Raw genomic sequence first — 14,661 nt, forward strand, 5'->3', positions numbered from 1 at the left:
TGAAATTGTTTGTAGTTATTGTTATGTAATGTTAAGAGTATGATATGCTGTTTGTTAACGTTGTAATAATAGTATTAGTCGCTAATTGAACTTTTGAATTATATATAAAACATGCTTTTATACCACAAATGTGAGGTTGTGTAATCAGTGTGAAATTGTTTGTAGTTGTTGTTATGTAATGAAGAATATGACATGCTGTTTGTTAACGTTGTAATAATAGTATTATTTGTTAATTGAACTTTCGAGTTATATATAAAACATCTTTTATCTCACAAATGTTAAGTTGTGTGGCTAGTGTGAAATTATTTATAGTTATTGTTATGTAATGGCAATGGTATGGTGTAGTTTTTTGGTAGTGTGATAATTATATTGGTGATTAAGTTTCACAATATGTCTGTGTATAAAACATACTTTTTATCTTACTGAATATTAGCTTATAGAGTATGTGTAAAGTTGTTTATAGTTATTAGTAGTATAAGTGATAAATTATATGTTAATGATGTAATAGTTATATATATTAGCTAACTTATATTGCAGTATACTTTTGTGTGTAAAGTATACTTTTTATATCATAAATATCAGCTAATTTATAATATTTTGTATAATGGTAAGTAGTGTCTTTTCCGCTATTGCTCCTGCTCTTAGTATTTTATATGATGTTAGATCAATAACTGTTGATTCGATACCGTTTACTAGATTATCGTCTTCTATTGTTACTGAAATGTGTTTTTTTATTGTTTCGTGAATTTGATGTGCAGCAGTTACACTGGGTTGTCCAGAAATATTAATACTTGTTCCTACAACTGGGTTCTTAATTTTATTTACAATCTCTAAAGCTATGGGGTGGTTAGGAATCCTTATACCAATGGTGTCATTGAAAAATTGTCTAGGTAATTTGTGATAGTTATGAATTGGTAATACAAAAGTTATAGGCCCAGGAGAAAGTTTTTGTATTATTTTAATAGCGTGGTCTGTAAGGTTAGAAAATTGCTTGATTTTATTAATATTACCAACTAGTAATGATAAAGGTTTATTGTAAGATCTGCCTTTTATTTGGTATATTTTTTGTACTGCTTCAATACTATACGCATCTGCGGCTAGTGCATATACAGTTTCTGTGGGAAAGGCTATTAAATGTTCATTCTTTAATGCTTGTATTGCTTTTAATATCATTTATATCTAGCTTTGGTTTATCTATGTGTTAGATATTAAGTATATGATTTTTATAATAAAATATAATATAAATGTGTTTTTATATATTGTGAATTATTAAGCTTTTTACATGTTGTGTATTGTTAATTTATAAGTATGAGTATAATCTGATTAGTTATTTATAGAAAAATGTTTGTTCTTAATTTATGGATGGTTAAAAGATAATGATTTTCTATATTTAGTAAAAGTAATTTTATAGTTATGGTGATTTTTGGATTAACTGGTGGAATAGGATCTGGTAAAAGTTTAGTTGCTAGCTATTTTAGCACATTTTTTAAAGCAAAGGTATTTGATGCTGATAAGGTTGTACATGAGTTGTATAAATATGATAACGATGTTATAAGACTTGTTGGTGAATATTTTCCAGATTCTGTCGATAATGGGGTTATTAATAGGGCTAATTTAAGACAGCATTTTTTGACTGATAATCACTTATGGGTTGAGTTTCAGTCAATAATCCATGCTATTGTTTTAAAAAAGAAAAAAGATTTTATCATGCTTCATAATAGGAACTCAGTAAGATATGTAGTACTTGATGTTCCTCTATTAATAGAATGTAATTTTTATAATTGTTGTAATTTTATTATTCACGTAACAACAAATAAATTATTACAAATGCAAAGAGTGCTAAGTCGTGGCCTGTCTGTAAGGGAATTTGAATCAATTAGATGTAAGCAGTTGTCTGAAAGTGATAGGAAAAAATTTGCAAATTTTACTATTAGAACTGGATTAAGTAAAAAAGATATATTATTTCAAATTAAAAAAATCATGCTTAATGTGAATAATAAATATGATGTGGGTTATGAAGAGTATTATAATTGAAGCATAAGCAAGTTAAAGTTATTGCTGTGAATTGTTTTATAATGCTATGTTAAGTGTTATATATATTAAGATAGTAAAACATATTAATATGATAATATAGATTACTGATAGTGTTTTTTTTATAATGTATTGTGTTATAAACTGTTTTTTACGTGAAATATTTAACTATTTAATATAGAAGTTATATAATGTGGCATTGAATGATTTAAGCAATGGTATAGTTAATCATGTGTTATATAAGCTTACATTTGAATATCAAATGAGTTATTAGATAAAGTATTATCTAGTGTTAATTTTAATTGATGTATTGTATTCGTTAAGTAAAATTTTTGATATGATAAAAGTCAGTTAGATTATATATTTTTATGTGGTAAAGACTTATAGTATAAATTTTATAGTTTTATGATTAGTTGATAAATAAAATTTGTATATGCTAGCTCTTGTGTGTAATCTCATTGATTTATTAATTTGTAAAAGTTTTGTATAATAAACAGTAATCAGGTTTCCTGTTCTTATATTGTAGGACTTTATCTTAATGACTTTGTAGGTTTTTGGATTATATTGAAAATCATTAATATTTCTTGAGCTTATTAGTAATATATTGTTATTGTTAAGCATGATCCTTTGTTTTTTCATTGAATAAAAGTGCGGAAAATTTGTATTTTCTCTTCTAAAGTATTTTTTAGTGTTTTGGTCAATAAATTAGTTAAATTAATAATGTAGTTTAAGGTTGTGTGTATGTTTGTTCAGTTAATTGATTTTGTTAGAATGTGTTAGATAATGTGGTGATTATGTTGAACAAAACTTTATTGAGAAATTAATAAAAACAATCAGACTTTACATTCTTGTATTGTAGGTTTTTATTTCAAGTATCTGAAAATTTATGAGCGATAGCTTGGTAAAGTTTATTATGTTATTTAAAATTAAGCTTTATGTAATCCTGTTAAATGAAAAATATATGATGTGTTGTCATTGGTTAAGAAACTTTATTAGTACTATTAAATAGAGGTGGGAAAAATTTGCATTTTTTATAATTTTCAGTAGAAGAAATTCTTCTAAAATATTTTTAGTTAATAAGTTAGTTAAACTGGTTGTGTGGTTTAAAGCTAGTTGTATACTTATTCAGTAGCGTGTTCTTTTAAATTATGAGTTAGTTTCATTGAGCAAAATTTTGGCCCACACATTGAACAAAAATGAGCAGATTTTGCGTTCTCAGATGGTAGAGATTCATCATGTAAAGATCTTGCCGTTTCTGGATCAAGAGATAAGTTAAATTGGTCGTGCCATTTAAAATTAAATCTTGCGTAGCTTAGTGCATAATCACGTATATAAGCAGATGGGTTGCCTTTTGCTAGGTCTGCTGCATGTGCTGCTATCTTGTATGCAATAACTCCATCTTTTACATCTTGAATATTAGGTAACCCTAAGTGTTCTTTTGGTGTAACATAACATAGCATAGAAGTACCATACCATCCTATCATTGCTGCACCTATTGCACTTGTTATGTGGTCATAACCTGGTGCAATATCTGTGGTTAGTGGGCCTAATGTATAAAATGGTGCTTTTTTGCAAAAGTGAATTTGTTTTTCCATGTTTTCTTTTATTAAATGCATAGGTACATGTCCTGGGCCCTCTATCATAACTTGACAATCGTGTTGCCATGCAATATCTGTCAGTTCACCTAATGTCTTGAGTTCTAAAAATTGTGCTGTATCGTTTGCATCTGCTATTGATCCTGGTCTTAAACCATCTCCTAATGAGAAAGCAATGTCATAGCGTTTCATAATGTCACATATTTCTTCGAAATTTGTGTAAAGGAAGTTTTCCTTATTGTGTATGGTACACCAATGTGCCATAATAGCTCCACCCCTTGATACAATACCAGTAAGTCTATTATCTGTATAGCTAATGTAGTTTTTTAGTACCCCTGCATGTATTGTAAAATAATCTACACCTTGTTCTGCTTGCTCTATTAATGTTTCTTTAAAAATATTAAAATTTAAATCTCCTACTACGCCATTTACCTTGTTTAAAGCTTGATATATAGGTACAGTGCCTATTGGTACTGGACTATTTCTAATAATCCATTCCCGAATGTCATGTATGTTATTTCCTGTAGATAGATCCATCACTGTGTCAGCACCATATGTAATTGCATATATCATTTTTTGAACTTCTTCTTCAATATTTGAACTGACTACTGAATTACCAATGTTAGCATTTATTTTTACTAAGAAATTTTTACCTATAATCATCGGTTCTGACTCAGGATGATTGATATTTGCTGGAATGATTGCTCTACCAGATGCTACTTCTTGTCGTACAAATTCTGGAGTAATTTCTGGGCTCATAACAGTTGGCTTGTAAGAAAGAATTTTCTGTCTTAATGCATTTTCTCTTATTGCTATATATTCCATTTCTGGAGTAATAATATTATTTCTTGCGTAAAAAACCTGAGTTACTGGTTTAGTACTGTTTGCTCTTAGAACTTTGTTGTTTTGTGATGTGAATATATGCTCTGAGTTTAAAACTGGTTGCCTCTCATAATATTCTACATCATGTCTATCTGTAATCCAGTTCATCCTTAGCTTTGTAATGCCATAATTAATGTTGACTTCAACGTTTTGATCTGTATGTGGACCGCCAGTATCATATACTAGTATTGACTCAGTATTGTTATTAAAATGGATCTTACGCATTCCTACTTTGATATTGGTATAAATTGTACCTGGAATGTACTCTTTAGTTGAAGAAGGAAATATGGTATTAAAGTCTATTTTCATTTTTACTAGAAAAATATTATATTAAAATACATATTAGTATATATTGTTTTAATATAATGTCTATATTTGTAAAAATTTAAACTTTATATAAGCCTGACTCATTCCTAACTTGTATGTGTTTTTTTAAAATTCCTTCTTCTATGCTTGATAAGTGATAGATGATAATGCTGATTTAAGAGTATCTGATAATTGAATTATACATGAATTTCTAAGGAAAACTATTGGTATTATGATAGCGGACAGAATACCTCAAGTTACAACTAATACTAAGGAATGTGACATATCTTCTCAAAATGATATTAGAAAATTAGGTAAAATATTTGTGCATTTTTCTGCAGGAATGAATCAATATAAAGTAAATTTACAGAATTTTTTGAGAGCTAAGTTGTACAATTACTATAATAGTATAGTTCTGACTTATATTACTAAGGGGTTTATAAATTGTGCTGTTTGTGTTTACTTTTTAATAGTACATAGAATGCTCCTTTTCCGCCATGTGCGTTAATGGCTCCTGTATAGTAGAGTATTACTTTTGCTATTTGTTCATTTTGTAGCCACTTGCTAAAATTGCTTTTTATGCTGTTACTATTATTTTTATTGGTACTTCCCCATCCTGTGATAATTAATAGACACTTATTTGCTAAATTATAATTTTTAATAATAAAATCTAGTAATTTATCATGAGCAGAGTCTAGTGTATAGCCATGTAGATCAAGTGTAGCATCTATGCAATACTTTCCATTGTCAATTTTCTTTTTAGTATTGTTATTAAGATTTAGGCCACTACTGATATCGTATGTACTATTAGAACAAGTTTGTATTGATGAAATACCGGTATTATATGTGCTGTTATAGTTAGTTTGTCCTGGTATAAAATAATTAGTATGTCTATTGTTTGATGAAGTACAATAGTAATTATTGTCTATGTGTTTTTTATATGGAACCTTATTGTTGTAAAATGGACTAACAATTAAAGCAATAGAATCCCACAACGTTATATCATCACATGATGAACTATTTGGCACTTCTCTTTTTAATTTTTTAAGCATATGACCTACTTATTACTTAATATGTAAGACTAAAAGTTTGGAAAACCAAGAGTGACAACATACATAATGAATGGCTTTACTAATATTACTAAGAGTCTGTATTACTAGTGTTTCTATTTTCTGGAGTAGAAAAAAAGTTATCTCTGCCTAAAAGATTAGTATTCTGATTATTTGAGTTATTTCCTAATTCATTAAAGTTACTTGCTATTGCATTTTGTTGAAATATGTCGATTTTTGCTTTATTAGCAACATATTGTTCATCTGAGTTAATGAATTTTTCCATATATTTTCTACATCTTTGTACTGATAAATTGAACAAAGAAGCTACATCTAGTTGTTTTGCTGCTATCTCTTTTAATGCAATAACAGTATTTTTGCTATTTTTGTGCTTTATTACTGGACATGCTCCAGAATTTAGGTCATGAGACCTTTGACTTGCTAGTATTACTAGCTTAAACTTATTGTTAGTACGACCCATACATTCTTCAACTGTAAGACGTGTCATTAACAAACCAATTATAAATAAAAGATTTATTCTATCATAATATGAAAAATTATGCAACAGTGTAATATTCATATATGAGTTTATTTATTTAATCTCCTTTTTGTACTATTACGAGATTAATGGACTCTAGAGAATTTTGTGTCACGCTGTCTTTATTAATCAATGCAGTTTCTGAGTTATTAATAGTGATTGTTATGTTTACCTCGCATTTTAGACGTAACAGAAATATAAGTAACCTTTCTAATGAGAATCCTGCTGTTTTACCGTTACTAATCTGAGATATTTTTGGTTGATCCACTCCTAGTATTTTTGCAGTTGTTACTTGGTTCCAGTGATTTTTGTATGTTATGTCTTTTATTAACTTTAGTATTTTATACTTAATTCCATAATCATTTTGGTTACTTATTGTTGTCATAATTTTATACCATAATATAGGAGATAGAAATATCTTTATAAATTAATTTATATATTAAAAATATCATATTAAATCGTTTAAAAATTTATTAATATAAAGTATTTTTTATACATTTCTCATTTATATTACTCAATTATATAAATATATGATTAATATTTTGACAAAACTTATATATAAAAGAGATAACTTTCTTTATACTTTCATCTTATTCTCGTATTTTTAATTGTTTAACTTTATAAATCAATTTATAATATTAGAAATATTATATTAAATCACTTTATAATTTATTGATAGTGAAGTATATAATTTGTGAATTTTTATTCATTCATTAATTTCTAAATATAAAAAATCTATATTTTAATAATTTTGGTACTAAAGTAAAGAAATTGTTCATAGTCTTTTTGACGTTAATGTATTTGTGCCGCTTGAATTATCTAGTAGAATACTGTACAAGAGCTAGTCTAATTTTAAGAGATTTTTACAACGGTATGCCATGCATTACGATTTCAAAAAAGTAGAACAGGATATACAAAGAAAGTGGAATTTTTGTACTGATGCCAAAAAAGCTCAGTGTTACGTTTTAGAAATGTTTCCTTATCCTTCTGGTAACATACATATGGGCCATTTGAGGAATTATACTATAGGTGATGTAATTGCTAGATACAAACGTGCTTGTGGTATTAATGTTTTTCATCCAATAGGGTGGGATGCTTTTGGATTACCAGCAGAAAATGCTGCGTTATCTTACAATATAAATCCGCAAACTTGGACTACAAACAATATTGACAATATGAGATGTCAATTGAAATCTATAGGATTGTCTTATGATTGGACTAAAGAGTTAGCCACTTGTGATGCAGATTATTATAAACATGAACAGGCGTTTTTTCTTGATTTTTTAAAGTGTGGTTTAGCTTATCGAAAGGAATCGTTGGTTAATTGGGATCCTATAGATCAGACTGTACTAGCTAATGAACAAGTGATAGATGGAAAAGGGTGGCGTTCTGGTGCTATAGTAGAAAAGAGGAAATTATCGCAATGGTTTCTTAAAATTACTGATTTTGCAGAAGAGTTATTAAATGATTTAAAAATACTGGATAAGTGGCCAGAAAAAGTAAAACTTATGCAAGAACGATGGATTGGTAGATCTGAAGGTGTAGTAGTAGATTTTGAAATTTTGAATATTAATAAAACATTGCAGGTTTTCACTACGTGTCCTCATACACTGTTTGGGGCATCATTTATTGCAGTATCTTTTGATCATCCTATTTTACAATATGTGGATGATGCAGAGATTATTCACCAAATAAATGATTTTGATAAAAATAATTTGATCACTGATGCATCTAGTACAGTAGAAAAATTTGGGATAAATTCTGGATTGCTTGTGAAGCATCCTTTACTGGATGTGGATTTGCCGGTTTATATTGTAAATTTTGTGTTGATGGATTATGCAACTGGAGCAGTTTTTGGATGTCCTGCTCATGATCAGCGTGATTTTGAATTTGCAAAAAGGTATTGTCTACAAGTCAAACAAGTAGTTTTTCCTGAGATTGATGTGGATTTAGGAAAAGAAGCTTATGTTGGTTCAGGTACCATGAAAAACTCTGATTTTTTAAATGGTATGACTGTAGATGAAGCAAAAGAAGCTATGATTGCAAAGCTGCAATTATTAGGGATAGGAAAGAAGATGACCTATTATAGAATACATGATTGGGGAATATCTAGGCAACGTTATTGGGGTTGTCCTATACCTATAATATATTGTGAAAAATGTGGTACAGTGCCTGTAAGTAAGAAAGACTTACCAGTTACTTTACCTCAAGATGTTGATTTTACAAAATCTGGTAATCCTTTGGATAATCATCCTACTTGGAAGTATGTAAAATGTCCATCTTGTGGTATGGATGCCGAACGTGAAACAGATACTTTTGATACTTTTTTTGAATCTTCTTGGTATTTTGCTGCGTTTTGTGGAACTAGTGGTGGAATAGATAAAGATATATGTAACATATTATTGCCTGTAAATTATTATATTGGTGGAATAGAACATGCAGTGTTGCATTTGTTATATTCTAGGTTTTTCTGTAGAGCCTTAACTAAGTGTGGATATTTTAATGTAAAAGAACCTTTCTCTAGTCTGATAACCCAGGGTATGGTTTGTCATGCTACTTATTCAAATGCACAAGGTAACTACTTATTTCCTGAAGAAGCAAGAAAAATGATAGAACAAGGTCAGCATGTGACTGTTGGTAGGGCTGAAAAAATGAGTAAATCCAAGAAAAATGTAGTAAACCTTGAATATATTATCAATAAATATGGAGCAGATACAGCAAGATTGTTCATACTGTCTGACACTCCTCCTGAGCGTGATATAGAATGGTTCGATGATGGCATAGAAGGTGCAAGTAGGTATCTTAGTAAATTATGGCGGATGATAGTTTCTTATGATCAAATGAACTTAAATTTTAATGTGGAAGATATACCAGAAGATGCTATTGAATATAGAAGGTGTGTGCATAAAATTGTAAGTGATATTACAGATGATTTAGAGTTTTGTCGTTTAAATTGTGCTGTGGCTAAGTTTAGGGAGTTAAGCAATATTGTGAGTGAAATGATAAGAACTTCAGTAAACTCTTATGTAATTAGCGAAGCAATATGTATTTTAATTAGAGTTATAGAGCCATTTATTCCACATATAGCTGAAAAATTATGGGAAAATATAGGAGGTAAAGGTATGTTGTGGAATCAAATGTGGCCTAAAGCAGATTTGGAATTACTTATTGAAAGAAATGTTAATATTGCTGTTCAAGTCAATGGTAAGTTTATTAAGACATTGACAGTTGCTAATAATGTTGATGATGATCATCTGAAATCTATGGCTTTAGAGATAGCTAAGAATAAAGTAGGGAACAGTATTATAAAAAATATATACATTATTCCAAAACGGGCAGTTAATATTGTTATTGATAAGTTAAAAAAATAAATATTGATAGTGTATGTTAGTTTTTTATAGGATGTTTTATTTAATACATTGTTGATAATTAATTTTGATAACAGTTGGCTTCAATCCATGACTTAAGAATCAGTTAAAAATAGAATAAACAGCTTCCTATAGAGGATGTGTGTATTACTAGAAGTATGTGGTAGGTATAGTTCTTGCAATCTAAATAAAATATCGTGATGATCACTGTATTTTATAGAACAGCTTTACGTTAAAGAAATTATGGTCAATTGTTAGTTTTTTATAGGATGTTTTATTTAATGCATCGTTGATAATTAATTTTAATAACAGTTGGCTTCAATCCATGACTTAAGAATCAGTTAAAAATAGAATAAACAGCTTCCTATAGAGAATGTGTGTATTACTAGAAGTATGTGGTAGGTATAGTTTTTGCAATCTAAATAAAATATCGTGATGATCACTGTATTTTATAGCACAGCTTTACGTTAAAGAAATTATGGTCAATTGTTGATTTTTTATAGGATGTTTTTTTAATACATTGTTGATAATTAATTTTGATAACAGTTAGTTTAAATCTATATGAGAATCAGTAAAAAATAGAATAGACAACTGTAGTAAGTATTATTCTTGTAAATTTAAGTTAGGATATTTTATTGTATATTGGACTTATAATCTTTCAAGATTAGTGATAACTTATTTAGTTGTGTGATTGATTAATGTGTGTTTTGTGAGATTCTAAGTCTCATTAGCTAGAATTTTAGTTACTGTATCAATTGATATCTGGATGATTCTTTGTTAAAGAAGTTTAGTTCTGCTGTATATGATTCTACACAAGTGGTTGTCGGTACTTGGTTTTCTGTTTATAATTAGAGCTTTAATATAGCATTTTTATGGCTTATAAATTGATCCTGTGTATTATTAATAGGGATGAGTTTGTTAGATGGTTTTTGATATCTAAAATATTTTAAAATTTATGTAGTGTATTGTAAGCATGTATGATAGTAGATTCACATTGTCACTTAAATTATTTTAATCCAGATGAAATAAAAGGTATAGTACTACGTGCAGAGGAAAATGATGTAAAGTTGATGCAAACTGTCTGTACTACCATGTCTGAGTTTCCAAGCTTAGTAATCATTGCAGAAAGTTATAAGCAAGTTTATCTTTCAGTTGGTGTGCATCCTACTAATAGTGCAGGTGGAGAATCTGTTTCAGTTGGTGAGTTAGTAACTTTGGCTCAACATAGTAAGGTGATTGGATTAGGTGAAACTGGTTTAGATTTTTATAAGTGTAGTGATGTAGGAGAACAAGAAAAAAATTTCTTAGCTCATATTAATGCATCTAGGGAAACTAGGTTACCTGTGATAATTCATTCAAGAAATGCAGATAAAAGGATGATGGAAATTTTAGCATCAGAGATGAAAGAAAGTCCATTCTTGGGTCTAATGCATTGTTTTGCATCATCACGTGAGTTAGCAATTAAGGCAATAGAATTAGGGTTATATATATCTTTTTCAGGAATAGTGACTTTTAAGAATGCTAAAGTTGTTCAGGAAGTAGCTGGGTTTGTACCTAAAGATATGGTTTTAGTAGAAACTGATTCTCCATTTTTATCTCCTGAGCCTTATCGTGGACAAAAGAATGAACCAGCTAGAACGAAATTTGTTGTTGAGTATTTATCTAAGTTATGGGATATGGATATTGAAGACATTAGTAGTTTAACTACGAATAATTTTTTTAAGCTGTTTAAAAAGTGTTCAGAACATTTTCACTCATGATGATTTGTATGTTTAAGTAGTAAGAATGTATGTTGAGATAACTGTGTAGTAAGGTTTTTAGGAAATCTTAAGTGTTGGTAGAGTTTTTATATTATTTTTGATATATAGGCTTTATAAAGTGTTGTATTTATTTTAAGTGTTGTTTAGATTTTTATTTCTTATATTGTGTATGAAATAGTATAGTTAGTATTGATTAAATTAGTAAAATATTAGTTTAACATTGAAGGTAATATTAAAAAATATTTTTTAAGGAAATTTATGTGGTGTAATCCAATTATTTGTGCTTTAGATACTTGTGATATTACTCATGCATTGCGGTTAACAAAGATGCTTTATGGTAAAATATCGATGGTAAAATTAGGATTAGAATTTTTTGCTGCACATGGGTTATCTGGCGTGCAAGCAGTCTCTGATTGTGGTATTCCAATATTTCTTGACTTAAAATTACATGATATTCCTAATACTGTAGGTAAGGCTATATCAGTAATTAAATCTTTAAATATCGCTATGCTGACTATTCATATTAGTGGTGGTAAAGATATGATGCTAAGTGCTATAGATAGTATATTTGGTAGTATGATAAAATTAATAGGTGTAACTGTATTAACAAGTATTAATGACTCTGATTTAAAAGAAGTCGGTATTGATAGATCATCTATTCAACATGTAATGTTGTTGTCTAAAATAGCTCAAGAGGTTGGATTATATGGCATAGTTTGTTCTGCTTTTGAGATACAAGAAGTACGTAATCAATGTGGCAAAGATTTTAAACTTGTAGTTCCTGGTATAAGGTTTGAAAATGATTGTAGTGATCAGAAGAGAGTGAAAAATCCTAAAGATGCAATTATAGCTGGTGCAGATTATTTAGTAATTGGTCGTCCAATTACTATGAGTAATGATCCTATTCAGACAGTTGAAACAATTTTATCTTCAATTCGTTTATGAAATGATGTTAGAAACTGTAAATGTTAAGTTATAAAAGTTTAGGAGTTGTTATTATTAGGTATTATGAATTAATAAAATTTGGTGGGTTTTAGGTAATGGATTTATAAGAATAAGTTTGATTGATTAATTGAAGTAGTGCATATAAGATAAAATTTAGTTAAATGTTGATAATGATGCTTTTGTGAATATTTTGTTATCAAACTGTTAATGTTTTTTGTATACTACTATATTATTATATTAGTATGTACTAGATATATAATGGTAGTTGTTGTTATGTATTTAAAAGCTATATTATGTTACGATGTGTTTAATTATGATGGAATAGATATATTATGAAGGTATTATTGACTAATGATGATGGGTTTCATGCAACTGGTATTAAAGTTCTGAAAGAAATAATAATAGAAGCTGGTATTGCATCAGAAATATGGATAGCTGCTCCAACAAGCAATTGTAGTGGTTATGGAAGGTCAATAGGTGTAAGAACTGCAACTGATGTATACCAAGTGGGTGACACTGAGTTTATTGTTAACAGTACTCCATCTACTAGTGCTTTTCTTGGATTGAGAGAAATTACTGGTAAAAAACCAGATTTGATTTTATCTGGTATAAATAGCGGTATTAATATTGGAAATGATATAGGGTATTCTGGCACAATAGGTGCTGCAGCAGAAGGTGCTATGATGAATATTCCATCAATTGCTATCAGTCAGGAATACGATGGTAGGCGTGGAGAAATAAATTGGATAAATCCACAAAAATTCTTAAAGAAGATCATAAATATGTTATTGGAAGTTCCTTTTTGGAATAAGTCTACTATAATGAACGTTAACTTCCCTTTAATTCCAGCAAAAGGTGTTAAATTTACAAGTCAAGGGGAGTATATGCCATCTAATAAAATAGAAAAGAAGCGAAATGTTAGTGGTAGTATATCTTATACAGTACATAGAATTGCACCTGATAAAGGTAATAGGGGTTGCTCTGATGATAGTATTAAGGCAATAGATGATGGTTATATTACAATTACACCACTAAAGCTTGATATGACAGACTTTGATGCATTAGAATCTTTAACTGCACTTTACAAGGATTGTACGCTATGATTTTCTTGGTTTTTGCTTATACTATAAGTATTGGTTTATTGATTGGATTGAGTTGTTTTATAATTTTTGATTATAGTAAAAGCAAAAAAATTCTAGAGAATATTGATCGGAAATATGAAAAGAAAACATAAGAGGTTACTTTTTATTATTGTGACGTTTGTTATATTTGGTTCGTCTGTTGTTGTTGTACTGAATAAGCTGAGAAATAATATATCATTTTTTTTTACTCCAACTGAAGTTTTATCAAGTAGTGTGAATGTTAATAAAAATGATATTAGAATAGGTGGTATGGTAATAAGTGGTAGTCTGAAAAGACATGATAACTTGATTTCTTTCTTTATAACAGATCTAGAAAATCAAATTAAAGTAGTATATCAAGGAATATTGCCTCCTTTGTTTTCAGAAGGTAGTTGGGTAGTAGCAAAAGGTAGGATGGTGAATGGTGAATTTAACGCGCATGAAATTTTAGCTAAGCATGATGAGAATTATAAACCTGATAAATATAGAGTAAAATAAATTATCGGATATCAAATCAAGCATTAATTTATATAGTATTTACATTAAAGTAAGTGGTTTTTTCAGTAATTGTTTAAATGCTAATGTCAGTATTGTTTGGTAAATTATATAATTTGCAGTAATTTGTAGCTGGTATTTTAGTATATCAAAAATCTGTGAGTAATATTTTTGAAGCAATTTTTATGGTTAGTAGGCAATAATATTCTATATTATCATTTAATGCTTTATGTGTTATATGAAAATTGAGTTCTTTAAAATCTTTCTGTAAAGTTTACAGTTTTATATACTTTTTTTTTTTTTTTTTTTTTTAAAATTTGAAAAAATTATTTATATAATTAGAATTTTTTTTTTTTTTTTTTTATTATATATTTTATATTAATTTTTTTTTTATGATTAAAGATTTTGTTAATATTTTTTTAATTATTTTTATAATTTTTTTTTATTTTTTTATTTTTTATTTTTTTTTTGATTTTTTATTTTTAAAAAATTTTTTTAAATTTTTAAAATTTTTTTATATTTTTAAATATTAATATTTTACTTCTTTTTTTAATATTTAATAACTTTCTTA

At 28.2% G+C, this 14,661-nt stretch carries 11 protein-coding genes; 6 read left to right on the forward strand and 5 right to left on the reverse strand.

Annotated features, from left to right (window positions below; genetic code table 11):
• Positions 1–582 precede the first annotated feature (582 nt).
• A complete protein-coding gene (locus DRF75_RS04450; protein ID WP_045170633.1) occupies positions 583–1,173 on the reverse strand; it encodes an L-threonylcarbamoyladenylate synthase in 591 nt (196 codons plus the stop codon).
• A gap of 240 nt (positions 1,174–1,413) precedes the next feature.
• Between DRF75_RS04450 and coaE the strand changes: the two genes are divergently transcribed.
• Positions 1,414–2,034: a dephospho-CoA kinase gene (gene coaE, locus DRF75_RS04455; RefSeq protein WP_045170634.1), complete on the forward strand. Its 621-nt coding sequence runs from the start codon at positions 1,414–1,416 to the stop codon at positions 2,032–2,034.
• 1,118 nt (positions 2,035–3,152) lie between these two features.
• Here coaE and thiC read toward each other — a convergent pair.
• The 4 genes from thiC to DRF75_RS04480 all read right to left on the reverse strand — a co-directional run bounded on the left by thiC (position 3,153) and on the right by DRF75_RS04480 (position 6,786).
• On the reverse strand, positions 3,153–4,817 hold the full coding sequence (gene thiC, locus DRF75_RS04460) for a phosphomethylpyrimidine synthase ThiC (protein WP_045170635.1): 1,665 nt from the start codon (positions 4,815–4,817) through the stop codon (positions 3,153–3,155).
• A 434-nt stretch (positions 4,818–5,251) separates the two neighbouring features.
• A complete protein-coding gene (locus DRF75_RS04470; protein ID WP_129992737.1) occupies positions 5,252–5,866 on the reverse strand; it encodes a Smr/MutS family protein in 615 nt (204 codons plus the stop codon).
• Between the two features lie 88 nt (positions 5,867–5,954).
• Complete coding sequence (gene rpoZ, locus DRF75_RS04475) at positions 5,955–6,371, reverse strand: DNA-directed RNA polymerase subunit omega (protein WP_045170664.1); 417 nt, start codon at positions 6,369–6,371, stop codon at positions 5,955–5,957.
• 88 nt (positions 6,372–6,459) lie between these two features.
• Positions 6,460–6,786, reverse strand: a complete 327-nt coding sequence (locus tag DRF75_RS04480) for a helix-turn-helix domain-containing protein (protein WP_045170636.1) — start codon at positions 6,784–6,786, stop codon at positions 6,460–6,462.
• Between the two features lie 493 nt (positions 6,787–7,279).
• Between DRF75_RS04480 and leuS the strand changes: the two genes are divergently transcribed.
• The 5 genes from leuS to ccmE all read left to right on the forward strand — a co-directional run bounded on the left by leuS (position 7,280) and on the right by ccmE (position 14,093).
• Positions 7,280–9,772: a leucine--tRNA ligase gene (gene leuS, locus DRF75_RS04485; RefSeq protein WP_045170637.1), complete on the forward strand. Its 2,493-nt coding sequence runs from the start codon at positions 7,280–7,282 to the stop codon at positions 9,770–9,772.
• A 974-nt stretch (positions 9,773–10,746) separates the two neighbouring features.
• Entirely contained in the window at positions 10,747–11,529 is a 783-nt protein-coding gene (locus DRF75_RS04490; protein ID WP_045170638.1) for a TatD family hydrolase, read from the forward strand.
• Between the two features lie 258 nt (positions 11,530–11,787).
• A complete protein-coding gene (gene pyrF, locus DRF75_RS04495; RefSeq protein WP_045170639.1) occupies positions 11,788–12,474 on the forward strand; it encodes an orotidine-5'-phosphate decarboxylase in 687 nt (228 codons plus the stop codon).
• Between the two features lie 332 nt (positions 12,475–12,806).
• Positions 12,807–13,577 (forward strand): 5'/3'-nucleotidase SurE, encoded by a 771-nt coding sequence (gene surE / locus DRF75_RS04500; protein ID WP_045170640.1) that lies wholly within the window; start codon positions 12,807–12,809, stop codon positions 13,575–13,577.
• Positions 13,578–13,691: 114 nt separating this feature from the next.
• Positions 13,692–14,093 (forward strand): cytochrome c maturation protein CcmE, encoded by a 402-nt coding sequence (gene ccmE, locus DRF75_RS04505; protein WP_045170641.1) that lies wholly within the window; start codon positions 13,692–13,694, stop codon positions 14,091–14,093.
• Positions 14,094–14,661 lie beyond the last annotated feature (568 nt).

Origin of the sequence: Ehrlichia minasensis (genome assembly GCF_004181775.1) — a bacterium.
GTDB classification, from domain to species: Bacteria; Pseudomonadota; Alphaproteobacteria; order Rickettsiales; family Anaplasmataceae; genus Ehrlichia; species Ehrlichia minasensis.

What these genes read in the sequence shown, in the direction of transcription:
- DRF75_RS04450 (WP_045170633.1), bottom strand. Translation starts at nt 1,173, where the DNA reads ATGATATTAAAAGCAATACAAGCATTAAAGAATGAACATTTAATAGCC.
- coaE (WP_045170634.1), top strand. Translation starts at nt 1,414, where the DNA reads ATGGTGATTTTTGGATTAACTGGTGGAATAGGATCTGGTAAAAGTTTA.
- thiC (WP_045170635.1), bottom strand. Translation starts at nt 4,817, where the DNA reads ATGAAAATAGACTTTAATACCATATTTCCTTCTTCAACTAAAGAGTAC.
- DRF75_RS04470 (WP_129992737.1), bottom strand. Translation starts at nt 5,866, where the DNA reads ATGCTTAAAAAATTAAAAAGAGAAGTGCCAAATAGTTCATCATGTGAT.
- rpoZ (WP_045170664.1), bottom strand. Translation starts at nt 6,371, where the DNA reads ATGACACGTCTTACAGTTGAAGAATGTATGGGTCGTACTAACAATAAG.
- DRF75_RS04480 (WP_045170636.1), bottom strand. Translation starts at nt 6,786, where the DNA reads ATGACAACAATAAGTAACCAAAATGATTATGGAATTAAGTATAAAATA.
- leuS (WP_045170637.1), top strand. Translation starts at nt 7,280, where the DNA reads ATGCATTACGATTTCAAAAAAGTAGAACAGGATATACAAAGAAAGTGG.
- DRF75_RS04490 (WP_045170638.1), top strand. Translation starts at nt 10,747, where the DNA reads ATGATAGTAGATTCACATTGTCACTTAAATTATTTTAATCCAGATGAA.
- pyrF (WP_045170639.1), top strand. Translation starts at nt 11,788, where the DNA reads ATGTGGTGTAATCCAATTATTTGTGCTTTAGATACTTGTGATATTACT.
- surE (WP_045170640.1), top strand. Translation starts at nt 12,807, where the DNA reads ATGAAGGTATTATTGACTAATGATGATGGGTTTCATGCAACTGGTATT.
- ccmE (WP_045170641.1), top strand. Translation starts at nt 13,692, where the DNA reads ATGAAAAGAAAACATAAGAGGTTACTTTTTATTATTGTGACGTTTGTT.